The organism is Clostridium ljungdahlii DSM 13528 (assembly GCF_000143685.1).
GTDB lineage: Bacteria > Bacillota > Clostridia > Clostridiales > Clostridiaceae > Clostridium_B > Clostridium_B ljungdahlii.
This window is the reverse complement of sequence record NC_014328.1, coordinates 3191817-3211699: the sequence shown is the minus strand read 5'-3', so window position 1 is coordinate 3211699 and position 19883 is coordinate 3191817. Positions and strand designations below refer to the sequence as shown.

18 protein-coding genes, 3 pseudogenes and 1 other annotated feature are annotated in these 19883 nt (G+C 31.2%); of the genes and pseudogenes, 16 read left to right on the top strand and 5 right to left on the bottom strand.

The window, feature by feature from the left end; genetic code table 11:
• Positions 1-98 precede the first annotated feature (98 nt).
• The 3 genes from CLJU_RS14340 (at position 99) to CLJU_RS14330 (ending at position 6646) form a co-directional block, all read left to right on the top strand.
• Positions 99-2264 carry a heavy metal translocating P-type ATPase gene (locus CLJU_RS14340; protein WP_013239545.1) on the top strand — a complete coding sequence of 722 codons (2166 nt, stop codon included), beginning with the start codon at positions 99-101 and terminating at the stop codon, positions 2262-2264.
• A gap of 722 nt (positions 2265-2986) precedes the next feature.
• Positions 2987-4501 carry a phosphohexomutase domain-containing protein gene (locus CLJU_RS14335; RefSeq protein ID WP_013239544.1) on the top strand — a complete coding sequence of 505 codons (1515 nt, stop codon included), beginning with the start codon at positions 2987-2989 and terminating at the stop codon, positions 4499-4501.
• A 144-nt stretch (positions 4502-4645) separates the two neighbouring features.
• A complete protein-coding gene (locus CLJU_RS14330) occupies positions 4646-6646 on the top strand; it encodes a fructose-bisphosphatase class III (RefSeq protein ID WP_013239543.1) in 2001 nt (666 codons plus the stop codon).
• 81 nt (positions 6647-6727) lie between these two features.
• On the opposite strand, the gene cls is transcribed toward CLJU_RS14330, so the two are convergent.
• Positions 6728-8158, bottom strand: coding sequence for a cardiolipin synthase (cls, locus tag CLJU_RS14325; protein WP_013239542.1), 1431 nt, complete (start codon positions 8156-8158; stop codon positions 6728-6730).
• A gap of 209 nt (positions 8159-8367) precedes the next feature.
• On the opposite strand from cls, the gene CLJU_RS14320 reads away from it, so the two are divergent.
• From CLJU_RS14320 to CLJU_RS23010, 5 genes and pseudogenes are all read left to right on the top strand, one after another.
• Positions 8368-8763 carry an HNH endonuclease gene (locus tag CLJU_RS14320; protein ID WP_013239541.1) on the top strand — a complete coding sequence of 132 codons (396 nt, stop codon included), beginning with the start codon at positions 8368-8370 and terminating at the stop codon, positions 8761-8763.
• A gap of 221 nt (positions 8764-8984) precedes the next feature.
• Positions 8985-9164 (top strand): hypothetical protein, encoded by a 180-nt coding sequence (locus CLJU_RS14315; protein ID WP_013239540.1) that lies wholly within the window; start codon positions 8985-8987, stop codon positions 9162-9164.
• Positions 9165-9300: 136 nt separating this feature from the next.
• A complete protein-coding gene (locus CLJU_RS14310; protein ID WP_013239539.1) occupies positions 9301-9735 on the top strand; it encodes a CBS domain-containing protein in 435 nt (144 codons plus the stop codon).
• Between the two features lie 59 nt (positions 9736-9794).
• Positions 9795-10038, top strand: a binding site (T-box leader).
• Between the two features lie 197 nt (positions 10039-10235).
• Positions 10236-10751, top strand: coding sequence for a tryptophan transporter (locus CLJU_RS14305; protein ID WP_013239538.1), 516 nt, complete (start codon positions 10236-10238; stop codon positions 10749-10751).
• A 491-nt stretch (positions 10752-11242) separates the two neighbouring features.
• Positions 11243-11423: pseudogene (locus CLJU_RS23010) on the top strand (IS1380 family transposase); the annotation flags it as partial.
• A gap of 150 nt (positions 11424-11573) precedes the next feature.
• Here CLJU_RS23010 and CLJU_RS21390 read toward each other — a convergent pair.
• Positions 11574-11735, bottom strand: a complete 162-nt coding sequence (locus CLJU_RS21390) for a hypothetical protein (RefSeq protein WP_156496164.1) — start codon at positions 11733-11735, stop codon at positions 11574-11576.
• Positions 11736-12258: 523 nt separating this feature from the next.
• Between CLJU_RS21390 and CLJU_RS14290 the strand changes: the two genes are divergently transcribed.
• From CLJU_RS14290 to CLJU_RS22055, 5 genes and pseudogenes are all read left to right on the top strand, one after another.
• A complete protein-coding gene (locus CLJU_RS14290; protein ID WP_013239534.1) occupies positions 12259-13125 on the top strand; it encodes a transporter substrate-binding domain-containing protein in 867 nt (288 codons plus the stop codon).
• Positions 13126-13196: 71 nt separating this feature from the next.
• Positions 13197-13862: an amino acid ABC transporter permease gene (locus CLJU_RS14285; RefSeq protein ID WP_013239533.1), complete on the top strand. Its 666-nt coding sequence runs from the start codon at positions 13197-13199 to the stop codon at positions 13860-13862.
• A 25-nt stretch (positions 13863-13887) separates the two neighbouring features.
• Positions 13888-14622, top strand: a complete 735-nt coding sequence (locus CLJU_RS14280; RefSeq protein ID WP_013239532.1) for an amino acid ABC transporter ATP-binding protein — start codon at positions 13888-13890, stop codon at positions 14620-14622.
• A gap of 267 nt (positions 14623-14889) precedes the next feature.
• Positions 14890-15207 (top strand): annotated as a pseudogene (locus tag CLJU_RS23005) (DUF1847 domain-containing protein).
• A 69-nt stretch (positions 15208-15276) separates the two neighbouring features.
• On the top strand, positions 15277-15393 hold the full coding sequence (locus CLJU_RS22055; RefSeq protein WP_087877540.1) for a reverse transcriptase/maturase: 117 nt from the start codon (positions 15277-15279) through the stop codon (positions 15391-15393).
• A gap of 69 nt (positions 15394-15462) precedes the next feature.
• On the opposite strand, the pseudogene CLJU_RS14270 reads toward CLJU_RS22055, so the two are convergent.
• The 3 genes and pseudogenes from CLJU_RS14270 to CLJU_RS14260 form a co-directional block, all read right to left on the bottom strand.
• Positions 15463-15867: pseudogene (locus tag CLJU_RS14270) on the bottom strand (transposase); the annotation flags it as partial.
• Positions 15868-16249: 382 nt separating this feature from the next.
• Positions 16250-16678: a ferritin family protein gene (locus tag CLJU_RS14265; protein ID WP_013239529.1), complete on the bottom strand. Its 429-nt coding sequence runs from the start codon at positions 16676-16678 to the stop codon at positions 16250-16252.
• A 27-nt stretch (positions 16679-16705) separates the two neighbouring features.
• The gene (locus tag CLJU_RS14260; RefSeq protein ID WP_013239528.1) at positions 16706-17158 is read right to left on the bottom strand and encodes a hypothetical protein; all 453 of its coding nucleotides are present in this window, start codon (positions 17156-17158) and stop codon (positions 16706-16708) included.
• Between the two features lie 164 nt (positions 17159-17322).
• Here CLJU_RS14260 and CLJU_RS14255 point away from each other — a divergent pair, with 164 nt between their 5' ends.
• From CLJU_RS14255 to CLJU_RS14245, 3 genes are read left to right on the top strand one after another with little or no spacing between them, the layout of a single operon-like run.
• The gene (locus CLJU_RS14255) at positions 17323-17919 is read left to right on the top strand and encodes a prepilin peptidase (protein WP_013239527.1); all 597 of its coding nucleotides are present in this window, start codon (positions 17323-17325) and stop codon (positions 17917-17919) included.
• A 40-nt stretch (positions 17920-17959) separates the two neighbouring features.
• The gene (locus tag CLJU_RS14250; protein WP_242825680.1) at positions 17960-19144 is read left to right on the top strand and encodes a sensor histidine kinase; all 1185 of its coding nucleotides are present in this window, start codon (positions 17960-17962) and stop codon (positions 19142-19144) included.
• On the top strand, positions 19125-19799 hold the full coding sequence (locus CLJU_RS14245; protein WP_013239525.1) for a response regulator: 675 nt from the start codon (positions 19125-19127) through the stop codon (positions 19797-19799). Before CLJU_RS14250 ends, CLJU_RS14245 begins: the two co-directional genes overlap by 20 nt.
• Positions 19800-19883 lie beyond the last annotated feature (84 nt).

Sequence of the window (19883 nt, the reverse complement as noted above, 5' to 3'; positions counted from 1 at the left end):
GCATCAGATAAATTTTGTTGACAAGAAGAGCAAATTAAATTATACTTAAAACATAAACATATGAACATATGTTGCTGATAACTGGGAGGTGGATTAGAATGAACAACACTATGGAAGTAAAGTTACAAGATAATAGAAAATCAAAAAATAAGTATATTAAAAAGGAATTTATTCTCGAAGGACTTGATTGTGCACACTGTGCTGCAAAAATAGAAAACAAAATTAATGAAATACCTGAAATAAAGAATGCTTCTGTGGATTTTTTATCTAAAAAGCTTAAATTCGAGTTGTACGATGAAAAAAAGTTTAATAATACTGTGGAAAATATAAAATCTATAGTTAAAAGGTTAGAACCAGATGTAAAAGTTATATATGAAGTTAATGAGAAATCAAGAAAAGTTGAGAAACCTAAGGAAAAAAGTAAAAAAATTGGAGACATAATCTCAATAGTTGGCATTTTGATATATATTACGGGCATAATATTTAAATTTTCATTTCAAGTTGAACTTACACTTTTTCTTTTAAGTTATATTGCTATAGGAAAGGATGTACTTTGGAAAGCAGTTAAAAATATTTCTCACGGACAGTTATTTGATGAAAATTTTTTAATGTGCATTGCAAGTATAGGAGCTTTTACAATTGGACAATTTCCTGAGGCAGTTGCTGTTATGCTTTTTTATAAAATAGGTGAATATTTTCAAGATAGGGCAGTAAATAATTCAAGAAAATCTATAGCAGACCTTATGGATATAAAACCTGAATTTGCAAATGTAAAGACTAAATCAGGATTAAAAAAGATGAAGCCTGAAGATGTAAATATAGGTGAACTTATTTTAGTAAAACCAGGTGAAAAAATACCTTTGGATGGAGAAATTATAGAAGGCAAATCTATGGTAGATACTTCTGCATTAACGGGAGAATCTCTTCCAAAAGAAGTAGGACGTGAGGATGTAGTGCTTGGTGGATATATAAATGAAAATGGAGTTTTAACTTTGAAGGTAACTAAAAGCTTTAAAGAATCTACTGTATCTAAAATATTGGATTTAGTTGAAAATGCTAGCAGTAAAAAAGCTCCTACAGAAAATTTTATTACAAAGTTTGCTAGATACTATACTCCTGCAGTTGTAGCATTTGCAATAGGACTAGCTTTATTGCCACCATTAATGGGAGGAGAAAGTTTTTCTAAGTGGATTTATAGAGCTCTTGTATTTTTAGTAGTTTCCTGTCCTTGTGCACTGGTTATTTCAGTACCTCTTGGGTTCTTTGGAGGAATAGGAGCAGCTTCTAAAAATGGCATTCTTGTAAAAGGTGGAAATTACCTTGAAGCTTTAAATAGCATAGATACAGTAGTTTTTGATAAAACAGGAACACTTACTAAAGGAATATTTAAAGTTACCCAAGTAAAAGCTTTTAATGGTTTTACAGATGAAGATGTTTTAAAGTATGCAGCTTTTGTAGAATCTTATTCTAATCATCCTATAGCTTTGTCTATAGTGAAACAGTACAATCAAGATATAGATAGAAATCTAATAAAGGATTATGCTGAGATTTCAGGAGAAGGTATTAAAGCAGCAATAGATGGAAGAGAAATTATTGCAGGAAATACCAGACTTATGGAAAAAGAAAAAATAAATTATGATATATCAGAAGTTATTGGGACTGTAATTCATGTTGCACTGGATAAGATTTACATGGGTTATATAGTAATATCCGATGAAGTAAAAGAAGATTCTAAAGATACAATTAGAATGTTAAAAGATATAGGAATAAAGAAAACAGTAATGCTCACGGGAGACAACAAAAAAATTGGAGAAGCAATAGGGTATAAATTAGGATTGGATGAGGTTCATGCACAGCTTCTTCCAGATCAAAAAGTAGAAAAATTAAATGACATAATTACTGAAAAGTCTTCTAACAGAAAAATGATTTTTGTAGGAGATGGAATAAATGATGCTCCTGTGCTTGCAAGAGCAGATGTTGGAATCGCTATGGGCGGTATTGGTTCAGATGCTGCTATTGAAGCTGCAGATGTAGTTATTATGACAGATGAACCTTCAAAAATAGTAACTGCCATTAAAATAGCTAAGAGAACTAAAAAAATAGTATTCCAAAATATAGTGTTTGCCCTTGGAGTAAAACTGGTGATTTTAGTTCTAGGAGCTGTGGGAATAGCTAATATGTGGGAAGCAGTTTTTGGGGATGTAGGGGTAGCTCTTATAGCAGTATTAAATTCTATGAGGGCAATGAAAGTAGAAAAAGCTTAAATGCTAAAACAAGCATAACTAAAAGAATTCCTAAACGAAAAATAAACTTATGCTGCGAATATTTTTACAACCACAAGTACGATTAAATATTTTGATAATTCTAAGTAGAAAATTTGCAAAAACCCAAGGACTTTTGAAAACTCGTACCTCAGACAATTCAAAAGTCCTAAGTTTTTTTACAAATTTTTCACTAAGACTTATATGCAAAATATTTAAATGTACTTGTTTATTGTAAAATATTTCTACGCATAAGTTTATTTTCTTGTTAGAATATTTGCATTCATCATGTATATTTTAGTATACTTTTACTTCCATATGTAAGATCAATTATCAAGTGATTCTTAGGTTCAGGTGGAGTTTGCTTATAAGGAATACTTTTTCTCCATCTTGAACCTTATTAACAGTATTCTTAGTGTCTTTAGCACTTAGAATACGTTATCCTTTAGGGGAAGAACTTATCCAGGTGCGTAGCAGTGCTTATCACCCATTTTGAAAAAGATGGGGTTAGCAATAGTAGCAATCGGATAAAATGAATATAAATTGTACCTATAGGAAAACATTTATTATATAATTAATATGGAGATCCTAAGTTGGAACATACTTCAGTATATTTATGAGTATAAGATCAAATTTTACTTAGGATATATATGTGATATTTCTAACTTGAAAAATATTTTATTTAGGAATTTACATATAAACTTTAGAAAAACAGGGGGAAGAACATGATAGAAGAATTACATAAATTGCAAAATGGTACTGATATAAGAGGAATTGCAATTGAAAATCCGGAAAAGAAAGTTAATTTGACTGCTGTAGAAGTAAAAGCCATAGCAGGTGGTTTTATAAAATGGCTTAAAGACAAAAAAAATATAAGAAAAGGAAAAATAAAAATTGCAGTAGGCATGGATTCAAGACTGTCAGGACCTGAAATTAAAGAAGTTATTTTAAATGAACTTGTAAATTTGGGGTGCAGCGTATATGACTGCGGACTTTGTACTACCCCAGCTATGTTTATGACTACTGTACTGGGAAATTATAAATGCGATGGATCTATTATGATAACTGCAAGCCATTTGCCTTATTATCACAATGGATTAAAGTTTTTCACTGAAAATGGTGGATGTGAAAAAGAGGATATAAAATACATATTAGATAGTGCAGTGGAGAAAGACTTAAAATACCCTTCGTATAAAGGAGAAATTTCTAAAGTTGACTTCATTGACACATATTCAAATTTATTAGTTGAAAAAATTAGGAAAGGTATAAATTCAAATGAAGATTACGAAATGCCTCTTTCCAAGTTTAAGATTATTGTGGATGCAGGCAATGGAGCAGGGGGATTTTTTGCAAGTAAAGTTTTAAAAAAGTTAGGTGCAGAAGTTGAAGGAAGTCAGTTTATTAATCCAGATGGAAGATTTCCAAATCATATTCCTAATCCTGAAGCAAAAGAAGCCATGGATTCTATTAGAAAGGCAGTACTTGAAAATAAAGCAGATCTTGGCATAGTATTTGATGCAGATGTAGATAGGGCAGCTATTGTAGATGCTGGAGGCATGGAGATAAATAGGAATTCCCTAATAGCTTTAATATCTTCTATAATTTTAGAAGAGCATCCAGGCAGTACTATAGTAACTGATTCTGTAACTTCAAATGGATTAAGTGAATTTATTGAAAATTTAGGTGGAAAACATCATAGATTCAAAAGAGGTTATAGAAACGTAATAAATGAGGGAATAAGGCTAAATGAGCAGGGTGAAAAATGCTACTTGGCTATTGAAACTTCAGGACATGCAGCACTTAAAGAAAATTACTTTTTAGATGATGGAGCTTATTTGATATCTAAAATACTAGTAAAAATGGCTAAACTTCATAAACAAGGTAAAAGTATAGAGGACTTAATAAAAAGTTTAAAAATTTCACCTGAAAGTTTAGAGTTTAGATTTGATATTTTAAACAGTAGTTTTAAAGACTATGGATATAGAATACTGGGTGATTTAAAGAAATATGTAGAAAAAATCAATGGATGGAATGAAGCACCTAATAATTATGAAGGAGTTAGGGTAAATTGTAATAAACTTAATGGAGATGGATGGTTCCTTCTTAGGATTTCTCTTCATGAACCAGTATTGTGTTTGAATATAGAGTCGGATTCCAAAGAGGGAATAAAAGTGATTATGGATAATTTAAAGAATTTTTTAATAAACTATAATGAACTTGATATTAGTAGTTTTAAATAGGAAAATGTGTTATTATATGCTATACTAAATATGCAATTTGTACTATACATGTTAATAATGATATACTATAATATATTATATAGTATATCATTATTGCTTTTACAAATTAAATAAATTGTATATATTAAAAAGGAGAAAATGACCATGATTTTCTATGATGAGAATAATTTAGATATAATAGAAAAAGATTTAAGATATCTTCAATTATTATCTAGAGAATATCCCACAATATCTAGTGCCAGTACGGAAATTATAAATCTTCAGGCTATATTGAATTTACCAAAAGCTACAGAACACTTTATAAGTGACATTCATGGAGAATATGAATCCTTTACCCATATGCTTAGAAATGCATCTGGTGTAATAAAGAGGAAAATTGATGATGTGTTTGGAAATTCATTGAGAGAAGAACAGAAGGCATCACTGGCAACCCTTGTATATTACCCTGAGAGAAAAATAGAATTAATTAAGGAAAAAGAACACAATTTGGAAGAATGGTATAGAATAAGTTTATATCAATTAATTGAATTGTGTAAGAATGTATCTTCAAAATATACTCGCTCTAAAGTGAGAAAAGCACTTCCATCAGATTTTTCATATATAATAGAAGAACTGCTTCACGACCAGGATGATAAGGTAGATAAACAAGCGTATTATAACGGTATAATAAAAACTATAATAGATATAAATCGTGCACCTGAATTCATCATAGCTATTTCAAATGTAATACAGAGGTTAGTTGTAGACAGACTTCATATAATTGGGGATATATATGACAGGGGACCAGGAGCTGAAATTATAATGGATGCTCTTATGAAACATCATTCTGTGGATATTCAATGGGGAAATCATGATATGCTCTGGATGGGAGCGGCAGCTGGCTGCGAAGCTTGTATAGCTAATGTGCTCAGAATATCACTTAGATATGCTAATTTGCATACTATTGAAGATGGATATGGAATAAACTTACTTCCGCTTGCTACTTTTGCCCTTGAATTCTATAAAGATGATCCTTGTAAGAATTTTATTCCTAAGACTTTAAACAAGGATATAAGTAAAAATGAACTTAATTTACTGGCAAAAATGCACAAGGCTATAGCTATAATGCAATTTAAATTAGAGGCAGAAATAATAAAAAGGCATCCTGAATTTAAGATGGATGATAGACTTCTACTTGATAAAATAGATATAGAAAAATGGGAAATAGATATATATGGTCATAATTATAAGTTAAATGATAGCAAGTTTCCTACTATAGATTGGAATGACCCATATAAACTTACAGATAGGGAACAAGAGTTAATTGAAAAGTTGACTAGTTCTTTTGTAAACAGTGAGAAACTTCAAAGACATATTAAATTCTTATATGGTAAAGGGAGTATATACTTGGTATATAATTCAAATCTTTTATACCACGGGTGTATTCCATTGAATAAAGATGGTAGTTTTAGAGAAGTGAAAATAGGAAAAATAAGCTACAGCGGCAGAGAACTTTTAGATAGGTATGACCGTTTAGCGAGAGATGCTTTTTTCTTTAAAAATAATACTAATAGTAAAAAATATGGTATGGATATGATGTGGTATATGTGGTGTGGAGAGGATTCACCTGTGTTTGGAAAAGTTAGAATGACAACTTTTGAAAGATATTTTATTGATGATAAGATAGCACACTATGAAAAGAAGAATTATTATTACCAATATAGGGATGATGAGAATGTGTGCAAGAATATACTGGCAGAATTTAATTTGCCACCTGAAAGTTCTCACATTATAAATGGTCATATTCCAGTAAAAACTAAGGAAGGGGAAAGTCCTATAAAGGCAAACGGAAGATTACTTGTAATAGATGGAGGATTTTGCAAAGCATATCAGCCTGAAACCGGAATAGCAGGGTATACTCTAATATATAATTCTTATGGATTGCTGCTCACTTCTCACGAACCGTTTGGTGCTATAAAAAATGCTATAGAAGAGGACAAAGATATTTTATCTTCTACGGTGATTTTGGAACATGTAACTAAAAGAAAAAGGGTAGAAGATACAGACATAGGAAAAGATCTGACAAAACAGATAGCTGATTTGGAAAAGCTTTTAATAGCATATAGGAAGGGATTAATTAAAGAAGATAACAATCAAATTGAGTGAAATTGTCAATAAGGGCTTTGTTACGCTAATTAATTAGTGTATCAGCCCTTTTGATGAGTATATATGTTTTTAAATTTTAGGCTATAACAATGAAGAAAATATTTTGCAAAAAGCTTCAAAAGATTTAGTAAAAAGAGATAAATTATCAAAGTATTTAGAACTAGCTATCTTACTGTTTTTAAGATCATGAAAAAACAAATCTTCAAGTTCCATTGTGGTATCCTCATCATATATCATAGCATTTATTTCATAATTTAATTGATAGCTTCTTATATCCATATTAGCAGTACCTATGGTACATATTTTACCATCTATAGATGTGGTTTTAGAGTGAATGAAACAATTTTTGTTATAGAAATAAACCTTAACATCACTTTTAGCTAAATCTGCTAGATAGGTTCTTGAAGCATAGTACACTAATATATGATCATATCTTCCAGGAAATAGTATACGTACGTCTATACCGCTTAAAGAGGCTATTTTAAGTGCATTTAATATACTTTCAGTAGGTATGAAGTAAGGAGTTGTAATGTAAATATGATCCTTTGCCATGCTAATCATCTTTAAAATGGCTTGTTCAATAGCAGGAAATTCAGAATCTGGACCACTCTTTACAAGCTGCATTATTTTATTGCTGTTTCTGCCTGATGAAATTTCAGGAAAAATTTCCTTGAAGTTTCCGTCATAAAAGAAATATTCTTTGTTAGCAGATTTTATTGTAACAAAGTCATCTACGAAGACTGCCTGAAGTCCCAAAACAAAATCACCTTTTACCATTATATGAGTATCTCTCCAATACCCGTATTTACTCTTTCCTATATATTCATTTCCTATATTTATTCCACCTACAAAACCTACTTTTCCATCAATAACTACTATTTTTCTGTGATTTCTATAGTTTATCTGGGTGTTTATGTACTTCAAAATTGGTGCTAGAAAGTAAGAATATTGGACCACGTTAACTCCAGCACTTTTCAAATCACTTATATACTTTTTATCAAGGCCTATACAACCTACTCTATCCAGTATGAGACGTACGTCTACACCACTTAAACATTTTTTTATCAATATATCTTTTATTTCATTTCCAATTTCATCACTTTTTATTATGTAATATTCCATATGAATATGATGTTTTGCATTTAGCAATTCCCTTTTAAGATATTTGAATTTTTCAACTCCGCTTTTGAAGATCTTTATAGAATTGTTTGTAAATAATGGCGATTCACTGTTTTTAGAAAGAAGTTCTATTAAAGGGGCATAAGTAGTATCTTTTATATTTTTAATAGCTTCAGATATTAATTCTTTTATATTTACATTTGTTTCATTGTTAAGTTTATGCTTTTTCCAATTTCGTCCCAAAAATATGTAAGCTATTAAACCAAAAGGAGGCATAACTATAAAAATTAACAGCCATGCAATTGTTTTTTCGGGATTTTTTCTTTCCAACATTATAACAGCTATGGACAATATGGCATTTATTACAAAAATCGAGTAAAAAATATTTCGCATAAAAAGATGGCTCCCTATTAAATTCTATGTTAATTGGTAAATTATCTATAGTAATAGTTTGATTTTTATAGGTAGATAATATACACTTTTTATATGAAACTTATAACATTTTTATAATTTTTTATAAGTGTAATACGATAAAACCTGTGCTATAATAATAATATAAAATATAATAAAAATCCACTATAATATAATTAGGAGGGAATAAATTGTTAAAATGCCAAATATGTGGTAAACCAGCGGATAAGCATCATATAGTTTATAGATCTCAGGGAGGAGTGGATTTCCCTTTGAACTTTAAATATCTTTGTTCAGAACATCATAGAGGAAAGAGTGGACCTCACAAGAATAGAAAATTGGACTTGTTGTATAAAGTGGAAATGCAGCAAAAGCTTGAAAAGTTGCTTTACAAAGAGTTTTATACGTTGGATGAATTAGTCAATCTCCTACAAATAAATAAAGGAATGTTAAAAAAACTTCTAAAAGAATATAAATTATATAAAGAAGGATACAGAAGTTTTGATGTTATATATAGATTAATGGGAAAAAAGAAATACACAGAATACATGCTTCAAGAATATTATGATTTTATAGGAAACTTTTAATAACACAGCCTTTTGAAATAGATGTTTCATACTGTTAAATATCTAGAGATAAGTGAGTAAGTATAAAAACTTGTCATTTATTATAAATATAGATTTTTTAATAAAAATTATCTCTCGATAAACGCTTTATATTAACTTAAGTTTTACGAAATATATTAAAAGGGATAATGGATGTAAGTCGCTTTCTAAAAAAGATTAAGTTAGATAAGGGGGTTATTAACATGAAAGAGAATATACTTATGCTGTTAACGTTGGAGGAAATAAGTAATATAACTAAGGGGCTAAAACTTACTATAGAAGCTGTAAAGAACGATAATGTTGAAATTGATGAAAAATTAGAAGATGATATAGAGGAAGTACTTAAAAAGTTGCTTCAAGTAGAGGCTGAATGTTCAAGGTAGTATTGTGAGGGTCAATTATTATTTCTTCTTAAGATTAATAATTGACCTTGTAACTAAGTTCTTTGATTCTAGGATTGTGTAATTTCAAATTTAAATAGTATATTTAAAATAAAAGTATTAAGGAGTAGAAGGACATATGAATATAGCATTTTTTCTAACACCTAAAGAGGAAGTTGTTTGTGAAACTCCAAATTCAACTATGAGACAGGCACTGGAAAGAATGGAAAGGCATAGATATACAGCAATTCCACTAATTGATAGCTGCGGTAAGTATGTGGGAACTCTGACAGAAGGTGATTTGTTGTGGAAACTAAAAAATACTCCAGATTTGAATTTTAAAAATACCAGTAAAGTATTGTTGAAACAAATTTCTAGGCGTATGCATAATAAACCAGTGAAAATTAATTCTAACATGGAAGACTTGGTATCACTTGCGGTAAATCAAAATTTTGTACCTGTAATAGATGATAAGGACATATTTATAGGGATCATAAAAAGAAGTGATATAATAAACTATTGTTACAGACAAATATTTAATGAAAATGCTAACCCAGCTTATGGTGCTAAATAAAAGTGAAAATACTTATTGACATGAAGAAGAATAAGTGATAACATATACTTAATTTAAAAATAAATCCTTTGACGAGGAATAGTAGCAATATTATTAAAGTTACAGAGAGTTGAGAATGGTGGGATCTCAATACTATTGTGTGTTGTGAATGGACCTAAGAGGAGTAAATTGAAATTCGCAGAGCGAAGAGTAGTGGTTAACGTATTCCATACGTTATAATGGATAGGACATGTTAGTGTCTGAAAAAGAGATACTTTTTTAAAGTATAATTTAGGTGGTACCGCGGATATCTCCGTCCTAGTTTTTAGGATGGAGTTTTTTTATTTTATTAAAAAATAAAGTTTGTTAGAAAGAAGTATAGGTGGTGTATGCTATGTTGTGAAAGAAAAGTAGGAAAAATTTATTTATAGATAATTGTAATAATATCAGTTGTATTTTTAATTTAAAGAATATTCAGATTATAGGGAATATTCAAATTTAGATTTAAGGAGAGTGTAAATATGAACTTAAAAAAGATGATTATAAATTCTATACTACTTGCTATAGGTGCAGTGCTGCATCAGATTGCACCACCACTTATACTTGGAATGAAACCTGATCTTTCTCTTGCAATGCTTTTTATAATACTTATGTTTAACAAAGAATATAAAACTTGTCTCTGTGCAGGTATTGTAGCAGGTATTCTTGCAGCTGCAACTACTACTTTCCCTGGGGGGCAATTTGCAAATGTAATAGACAAATTTGTAACTATAAACATAATGTTTGTGCTTATAAAACCTCTTAGAGATAGGATAAACAATCAAATAACTATTTTATTAGTTACTGCTGTAGGTACAATTATAAGTGGTTCCACATTCTTAATGGTAGTATTGCTTACAGTAGGATTAAAGACAAGTTTTACAGCATTGTTCTTATCTGTAGTTTTACCTGCTGCAGTTATAAATACCATAGCAGGAGCAATTTTATTTAATATAATAAATGTAGCTTTAAAAAGAGGAGCTATAAGACAAGTATAAACTAGATTAAGGGCGTAGTTCAAATATGATGGACATTTTTATTTATAATAATATGGATGAAAAAACAGAAAATTAACCAATTGAAGAAGAAAAGTAATTTTACATTAACTTCAAACAAATTAGTTCTACTATGAAATCTATTATCTAACAAATACCCAATGGATTTCATAGTAGAAAAAACATAAAAAAAGCTCAACCTCTAAATAAAACTAAAAGTTTTAAAGGAGGTTGAACATACCATACATTATTATAATGCTATAAATAAAGATAATTACGCATCAATTAATATAGATAAAAAAACAATTAGAAGAATTATAGTAAGTTGTGATGTTGAATGCAATGGAAGCATTGAAGATATTCAAGCACATCTTGAAAATATATTTGATATTCATATATCTGCAGGAAGTATCTCTAATATTTTAACTGAAGCTGCCGAGAAAGCCAAAGGATCTAACGACTTAATTTAACTTGATAGAATTAAAATTGGAGTGCAAATGTTAAGAAACATAAATTTTTCGATTTTCAAAAAATATTAAAAGCAAGCAAGTTAAAAACAATTACTATTGATATAGATAGTACTGTAGAAAATGTTGAAGGTAATCAAGAAGGAGATATGAAAGGATACACCCCAAGAAATATGGCAATAAATGCTATAATGCTTTGATGTCCTTTTTCTCTTCCTATATTTGTATTGGGACAACCACCTGCTTTTATCTTTTGGAAATTCTATATCAACCTGCTGAATTACACTTTCTAAAGCACCTGCAATTTTTTCACTAACATTACCAAGCCAAAACTTATTGATTTTTTTACTACTTTGTTTTACCATAATATCACCTTATTGCCTGTAATTTCTTTTTCAAATTTATCAAAATCTATGGTGTATACACTGTTTGTGTTTACCAGACCGCTGCACACAAGCTTTCTCCCATTGTTTTTTACAGCGTCCATAAAAGGATGATAATAAATCGAAGTCTGTACCATTATGCCATCCTGTGGCCTTGGCATAATCTGTACAAACTAGTTTATGGCAGGCACTACTCCTGGGGAAAAACGCAGCCACTCTTGGTTTACCTTATAATTATGATATTTTTGCTCCCATTTCATAAAGACTTTCTGATAGGAGACTGGAACCTTATAGTATCCAAACACTCCCAACTTCAGATATTTCTCTAAGGCCTTTTTGTTATGCATCTGGTAACCTTAAAGTCCATATCTGCTATCCACATGCCTTGCAGATTCGCTTCTCCAAACGTTGCCTCTAGATTATCCCACTTATTGCAGTCTGTATTCCTACGATCTACAAATACTATTTCCCTGTTCATTGTCTCATTTTCTATATAAGCATGCTTAATTATATGTACAATAGCTTATAAAAGATAATAATGCAATTTATAGAATTTGATTATAGTTCATGCTGGATAAATTCGAAATTACTATTTTACATTTTAATTTATTATATATAAAATAGTATTAATTAGGGAGAATATTGGGAATTATTAAATTAATGAAATGGAGGCATCTTATGAAAAAAATTGTTACATTACTTCTTTGTGTTGTAACCATGATAGCAATGCTAGCTGGATGTAGCAGCACAGGGGAAAAAAATACCGCATCAGAAAATAAAAAGGAGGACAAGACTATTAATGTTGCTACCTCTGGAGATTATCTTGGCTTTACAGTGTATAATGAATCATCAAAGACCTGGTCAGGCTTTGAGATAGACATGTGGAATGAAATTGCTAAACGTATAGGCTACAAGGTAAAATTTGTACAGGAGGATGTAGCTTCCGCCTTTGGAGATTTGGGAACAGGGCATGTGGATACGGTAGCGAAACAGATAAGTATAACACCTGCCCGTAAGGAGAAATATGACTTTACAACCCCATACTTCTTCAGCCCTTACTGCCTTATGGTAAAAGGCGATAATACCAACATAACCAGCTGGAAGGACATGGCAGGAAAGACTATAGGTCTTGCTGATGGAAGTGCAATGAACGAGTTTGTCACTAAACTTGATCCTAACAACAAGGTAAAGAAAACTACATATGAATCTTTTTCTACAATTCCACAGGAGGTTGTGTCTGGACGTATAGATGCAATGCCTTATGCATATCTGCTGATACCTTACCTGATACAAAAAAATCCTAACTGGAATTTAAAGGCTGTTGATACAGCACATCCTATCTATACTGAGGTAAATGGTTATCCATTTGCACGTACGGAACGTGGTACTAAGCTGCTCAAGCTGGTAAACGGAGCCTTAAATGACATGATTAAAGATGGAACCCACAAAAAATTGTGTGAGAAGTGGTTTAAATATGATGTTATGCAGACTAATGCTGCAAAGGAATACTACAATAAGAATAAATAAGTATATTTGTCAGATGCCCCTATTTGAGAGACACCTGCTGTAATATAACTTTTCAATTAAGGAGACATGCCATGGACTTTAATATTGAATATTTTTTTTCTATGTTTCCCGTTATTCTTAGGGGATTGCCTATAACTGTTGAGGTGGCAGGAGCATCGCTGTTTTTTTCAGTTATACTAGGCTTTGTAATTGCGGCCTTTCGCTATTATAACATACCTATGCTTAAGCAGCTTTCCACTGTGTTCGTATCCTTTTTTAGGAGCACTCCATTTATTGCACAGCTGTTTGTTTTTTATTATGGTATTGCACAGGTATCAAAACTAGTAAAGAATATGCCCAGCTTCTGGGCGACAATAATAGTGCTTTCTTTGAGCTTTGCAGCCTATATGAGTGAGGATATAAGAGGAGCTATAACATCAGTCGATAAGGGTCAGTTTGAGGCTGGCATATCTATAGGGCTTAGCTCTTGGCAGACTGTATATCGTATTATTATTCCACAGGCAGTAAGAGTGGCTATACCAGGCATGATGAACAGCTTTGCAAATCTATTCAAATCTACCTCTCTTTGCTTTATTGTGGGCTTGAAGGACATGATAGCTTATTGCAAAAATGAGGCTAATGTATCCTTCCGTTATCTGGAGGGATATATGGCAGTGCTGATTATATACTGGATAATACTTTCTTCCATATCCTATCTTCAGTCCAGGCTGGAGAGGCACATGAATAAAGCCTATTAACAGAATAGAAAAATGAGGTAATATTATGTTAAAGATTAAAGGTTTAAAGAAAAAATTTGATTCTCTAGAGGTATTAAAGGGAATCGATTTAACTGTTGAAAAAGGACAGGTAGTAGCTATTATTGGACCATCTGGAACAGGAAAATCTACACTGCTGCGGTGTATCAACTACCTTGAAAAACCTACAGATGGTACTATTACTATAGGAGACGTGACACTTAGTGGATGGCATCATAAGCATAAGGACGTTTATGCCTTAAGAAGGAAGACCGCAATGGTATTCCAGAACTATAATCTGTTTAAGAACAAAACTGCCCTTCAGAATATAATGGAGCCAATGATAAAATGCCAGGGTATGAATGTAAAGGAAGCAGAGGCTAAGGCTATGGAGATTCTGACCTCTGTGGGGCTTAAAGATAAAAGGAATGTGTATCCGTCACATATGTCAGGAGGACAGCAGCAGCGTGTAGGAATAGGACGTGCCATGGCAGTAAAACCTGAGGTTATGCTGTTTGATGAGCCTACCTCCTCCCTTGATCCGGAGCTGGTAAATGAGGTGCTGGAGGTTATAAGATCCCTGGCCTCAACACATACAATGACGCTTTTAATTGTAACCCATGAGATGAGGTTTGCCAGAGAGGTGTCAGACCGTATAGTGTTTATGGAAAATGGATTTATTGTTCAGGAAGGAACTCCCGAAGAGATATTTAATAGCAGCAACCCAAGAATACAGAGGTTCGTGGGGTCTATTTCAGTATAGGAGGAGGATATTATGCATAGGTTGTGCAGAATGTATCCTTCATGGATGTAAAATGCATGATATGATGAAGACCATGGAGGACTGTCCGAGCAAAAATGGGGAGATACAGAGGAAAGCAAAAAGAGCTATACAAGGATGAGGAGAACCATAAAATACCCTATATAATGCTGCACTTGTAGAGGCGGAGGACTATGGACGTCTTTTACTCGCATGGAGGAGATAATGCTGTTCATGAATAAGGCTGGTTACTAGAGAATAGGTCTTATATTGTGTATTGGTCTTTACAGTGAAACCAAGGAAGTTGACAGGATATTGACTCATAATGGCTTTGAGGTGATTTCAATAATATGTAAGAATGGTGATGTTCCAAAGAGCTTTATGGGGATAAGGGATGATGAAACGGTGTCAGGCTGTGCAAGGGAAAGCAAGTGCAACCCCATAGGATAGGCACTTCTTATGAACGAGCAGGAAACTGAGTTTAACATATTGCTTGGGCTTTGTGTGGGGCACGATACTCTGATGCTTAAATACATGGAGAAACCTGCAACTGTCCTTGCAGTTAAAGATCGTGTAACCAGGACATAACCCGCTTGCAGCTATATACCTGGCTGAGGGCAAGGGTGTCTGCCGTGAGGCAGAATCTGAAGGAAGCTGATGTTTGGATATGGTACTCTTGAACGTATTCTTGCTAGAGGGAACATGTGGCAAGAATATGATAGAGTTGTATCTAACAAGGGAAGCCATAGCGTTGATAAGATGGATGTTTATTAACTTAACGTGAGTTCGAAAATTTGATGCTATTTATGGATAACATTATCATATTATTCCAGATGGCTTAAATTAAGCTATAGCAACGTATTTGTCTAATTTTAGGGATGGTTTCTTAGGAAGAAAGCTGTATGCTATTAAACCTGAAACTGTATTAACCATAAAATTGCTGACACTCCTGTGTCTGCTGTGTTCTATTTGACATATATTTTTCAAATGGTCATTTATTGTTTCAATTACTGCTCTTTTCCTAAGAAGAATTTTATCTTCCATTAACATTAGTTTATTTTTCATATTTTTTCTCAATTTTGTTATCAAGTGTATACCTTTTGGATATAGAATATCTGAAATTTTCTGCGATAAATAGCCTCTATCTCCAAGTAATTTTCCAAATAAATCCTTTGTTAGGTTTTTTATAACATCTAAATTTCTATCATCTACATTTCCAGGGGTTAAGTAGAATGATAAAATTTCACCTTTTATTGAAATTTTGCATAAAATCCCATCCCTTTGTTTTAGTTTTGTTTGTTTTATCACTTACAATAATAAAACATTTTGGTGGGGTTTTTTATACCTTAAATATTTCCATTTAACTCATCGAACTCACGCTAAATAAGTTGATTTTTAAACCAAACTGCATTACTGTAATTAGCCAAGTGGAAGTAGTTTCTTCTTTACAATTGTCTTGAGTAAAGGTAAAATTATTCATAGGATAATACCTGCCTTTCTTAATTTTTCTCTGCAAAGAAAATTATACTTTAAGGCGTGGTATTATCCTACTATTTATTTTTTGGAAACTACAATATGGAAAATACTAAAGTTTTGTTTGTACAAAACTTAGGTAACTATTAATTTAATATTATTTGTTATATTTTTTTAATATTCCTTCCAGTATTCGTGCATGGCGTCCTTCATCTTTTGAAGCTGAATTGAAAAATTCTTTTGCTGCATCTATTTTTTGTTCTTCTGCTTTTAGAGCATCCTCATGTTTTGCATTGTTTGCAAAAATTTCTCCTTCTAGCATTTGTTTTATATCTTCAAAGCAATCATTTGTTATCATATTGTTCAATTCTGCACAAGTTGCAGCGTGCTCTACTTCTTCTTTTGCAAGGACTTTTAGTATTTCGGCAATATCGCCATATCCCTGCCTTTGGGCCTGGCGTGCTATGGCAGTATATAATCCTGCTTCCTTGGTTTCACCATTAAAAGTTTGTTTTACAGACCTTTCTAAATTAGTTCCCTTAGTATCTCCTAAAGTTGTTTCATAAGATAATTTTACATCTTCCATATTAATACCCTTCCTTTTTTTTAATAATTAATTTTTTGTTATATTTTTATGAGATAAATAAGATTCCTGTATTTTATCTGCTACTTTTGAATTGTCTAATTTTATATCATTTAAGTATAGGAGCACACTGCCATTATAATCTTTTGGGTTTCCAAATAAAATTACTTCGCAGGCACTTCTTAAAATATTTATTATGCAATCTTCATCATGATATGCGTTACAATTTTTACATTGATTTAGTATAAAGCCAACAGTATCTATTACAGAGGATTCATCAAAAACTTTTGTATCAAATAAAGGAATGTTTTCTATTTCATTTTCTAGAAATTGTTCATTAGATTTAAGACAAGCAAGTAGATTTTTTTTACAATATCCTATAATGCAATTGGAAGTATCGCACTTACCTCCGCAGTTTTCCTTCCCTAAACAACAGGTTTCCATGGATGTTATTAAGGAATTAAAATCTATATCAGTTTCCATATTATATCATCTCCCTTTATAATAATAATTATATAATATTTATTATTAGTTGTAAAGAGGTTAACTTAAATTTTCCAAAAAACTCAAGTTAAAATATAACTTATAATAATATTTCCTCCAATGCAAATAATAAAGAAAATAATAATTTTATTTAAGAGGGAAGTATGTACATATTAATTTTTGCTATAGGTTTCATTATAGGAATGTTATTAAATACTGTAATAGAAAGTATCTCATATAATATTGTTAAAAACGATAAAAAAACCGGGAGTATTTTTATACCTATTATTTGTAGTCTATGCTTTGAAGTTTCATTTTTACGATTAGGGTTTACTATTATACTCGCTAAGGCAATAGTGATGATATTAATTTTAATTATAATTTCTTTTATTGATCTTAACTATAGAATTATACCTGATTTTATGGTGATTATAACTTTGATTATGGGAATAATGCTTCCTTTTTTCATTAGGAGTTCATTTATAGATACAATACTTGGAATGATATTTGGAGGAGGAACAATGTTTTTATTATCCCTTGTTCCTAATGTTATGGGTGGTGGAGATATAAAGCTTATGTTTGCTATTGGATCTTTTTTAGGATTAAAGAAAACCTTGTGGGCAATTTTTTTAGCCTTTGTCCTATCTTCGATAGTTGGAATTATTTTAATATTATTTAAAGTAAAAGGAACTAAAGATTATATTCCCTTTGGTCCATTTTTATCACTAGGAAGTTTTATTTCACTATTAGTTTTCATGTGAATTTAATTTGGTTTGGTTGTACTTTAAATGAAGGGAGAATATGATGAATAATATAAACTTGGATGTTAACGCTATTAATAAAATAATCAAAAATGTAATAGATGAGATAAGTTCAAGTAGAGGGCAAGTGCTCAGTATTGTTGATTATATAAGAAAAGATCACGAAGATTTAAAGCTTAAACTAGATAAAGTTAAAAAAGATATTGCTAGTGTTATAGATGAAGTTGACGAATTGGAAGAACAGGATAAGGCTGCTAGAAGAAGATTGGCTCATGTATCTGCAAACTTTAATAAGTATACTGAAGATGATATTAAGAAAGCTTATGAAGCAGCATCTGATATGAGAATTAAGTTTTATACGAAAATAAATGAAGAAAAGTCATTGAGAAAAGAAAGAGATAGCCTGGAAATAACCATAAAAAAGATAATGGATAATATTGAAAATGGTGAAAGGATAATTAATCAAATAAGTATTGCTATGGGTTATTTAGAAGGGGATGTTCTTTCTGCTTTAGAAGGATCAGACAAGAATTCTGAGATGTTTATTGGTATAAAAATTTTAGAAGCTCAGGAAAGTGAAAGAAAAAGAATTGCAAGGGATATTCATGATGGGCCAGCTCAACATATGGCTAATGCAGTTATGAAAGTAGATATATGCAAGATGGTTATTGAAAAGAATTTGGAAGAGGGACTTAAGGAGTTAGAAGATTTAAAGGAAAGTGTTAAGGTGGCATTAAAAGAAGTTCGAAGTATTATTTTTGATTTAAGGCCTATGTCTTTGGATGATTTAGGTTTAAGCCAAACTATAGATCAAACAGCAAATGCTATTTTCAAAGAGTCAAATATTGATGTAAAGATAAAAATGAAGCCAATCAAAATGGAAATAGAACCTATTATTCAAGTAGCAGTATATAGAATTGTTCAAGAAATATTTAATAATATCAGAAAACATTCTAAAGCAAAGCATGCAAATGTAAGAATGGATTTTGGTACAAAGTATTTAATGTTAATAATAAATGATGATGGTGTTGGCTTTAATGTAGAAGAGACTTTAAAGAGGGTAAAGACCAAAGGAGCTTCCTATGGGCTTATTGGAATTTTAGATAGAGTAAAGCAACTTCAGGGAGAAATTGAAATCAAATCCTCTGAGAAAGTAGGCACAACTTATACTGTTAAGCTTCCTATTAATCGAGAGGTGATAAAGGATGAAGAACAAGGTGATTAGAATATTAATTGCTGATGATCATGATATAATAAGGCATGGTTTAAAAAGAATTATAAGTTTTGAAAGTGATATGGATATTGTATGTGAGGCGGAAAATGGAGAGAAGGCTCTGGAATTTTTAAAATATCATGAGTTAGATGTTATTGTATTGGATTGCCATATGCCTATTATGGATGGCATTCAGGTTCTTAAAAGCATAAAGGATAAGGACAATAAAATTAAGGTTATAATGTTAACTGTTGAAGATGATAGAAAGACCCTTAATACGGCTATAAGTATTGGAGCAGATGGCTACATGCTTAAGGATTCAGCTGGAACAGATATTGCAGAAGCAATTAGAAGAGTATATAAGGGTGAAAAATACATTGATAAGTCTTTGGTTTCCACACTTTTTTCTGATATAAAGATTAAGGCAAAGAAAGCATCTAATATTTTAGATAATCTCTCAAAAAGGGAAATTGAAGTGCTTAGTAAAATTTCAAAAGGATATAGCAACAAAGAAATTGGAAAACAATTATATATTTCTGAAAAGACAGTTAAAAATTATGCTACAAATCTTTTTAAGAAGATAAATGTAGACGATAGGGTTCACGCCGCAATTGTTGCAATAGAAAATAATATTGATGAATATTATAGAAGTAAATATGAAACTTAATCGTATAAAAATAGGGACTTTGGTCTCTATTTTTTTCTGACTTTTTTACCTATGATATGTGACTTTTGAAATCTGCCAAGTTAA

Bases quoted from the DNA above. Each gene is read 5' to 3' on its own strand.
- CLJU_RS14340 (WP_013239545.1), top strand. From the start codon at position 99: ATGAACAACACTATGGAAGTAAAGTTACAAGATAATAGAAAATCAAAA.
- CLJU_RS14335 (WP_013239544.1), top strand. From the start codon at position 2,987: ATGATAGAAGAATTACATAAATTGCAAAATGGTACTGATATAAGAGGA.
- CLJU_RS14330 (WP_013239543.1), top strand. From the start codon at position 4,646: ATGATTTTCTATGATGAGAATAATTTAGATATAATAGAAAAAGATTTA.
- cls (WP_013239542.1), bottom strand. From the start codon at position 8,158: ATGCGAAATATTTTTTACTCGATTTTTGTAATAAATGCCATATTGTCC.
- CLJU_RS14315 (WP_013239540.1), top strand. From the start codon at position 8,985: ATGAAAGAGAATATACTTATGCTGTTAACGTTGGAGGAAATAAGTAAT.
- CLJU_RS14310 (WP_013239539.1), top strand. From the start codon at position 9,301: ATGAATATAGCATTTTTTCTAACACCTAAAGAGGAAGTTGTTTGTGAA.
- CLJU_RS14305 (WP_013239538.1), top strand. From the start codon at position 10,236: ATGAACTTAAAAAAGATGATTATAAATTCTATACTACTTGCTATAGGT.
- CLJU_RS21390 (WP_156496164.1), bottom strand. From the start codon at position 11,735: ATGGTACAGACTTCGATTTATTATCATCCTTTTATGGACGCTGTAAAA.
- CLJU_RS14290 (WP_013239534.1), top strand. From the start codon at position 12,259: ATGAAATGGAGGCATCTTATGAAAAAAATTGTTACATTACTTCTTTGT.
- CLJU_RS14285 (WP_013239533.1), top strand. From the start codon at position 13,197: ATGGACTTTAATATTGAATATTTTTTTTCTATGTTTCCCGTTATTCTT.
- CLJU_RS14280 (WP_013239532.1), top strand. From the start codon at position 13,888: ATGTTAAAGATTAAAGGTTTAAAGAAAAAATTTGATTCTCTAGAGGTA.
- CLJU_RS22055 (WP_087877540.1), top strand. From the start codon at position 15,277: ATGTTTGGATATGGTACTCTTGAACGTATTCTTGCTAGAGGGAACATG.
- CLJU_RS14265 (WP_013239529.1), bottom strand. From the start codon at position 16,678: ATGGAAGATGTAAAATTATCTTATGAAACAACTTTAGGAGATACTAAG.
- CLJU_RS14260 (WP_013239528.1), bottom strand. From the start codon at position 17,158: ATGGAAACTGATATAGATTTTAATTCCTTAATAACATCCATGGAAACC.
- CLJU_RS14255 (WP_013239527.1), top strand. From the start codon at position 17,323: ATGTACATATTAATTTTTGCTATAGGTTTCATTATAGGAATGTTATTA.
- CLJU_RS14250 (WP_242825680.1), top strand. From the start codon at position 17,960: ATGATGAATAATATAAACTTGGATGTTAACGCTATTAATAAAATAATC.
- CLJU_RS14245 (WP_013239525.1), top strand. From the start codon at position 19,125: ATGAAGAACAAGGTGATTAGAATATTAATTGCTGATGATCATGATATA.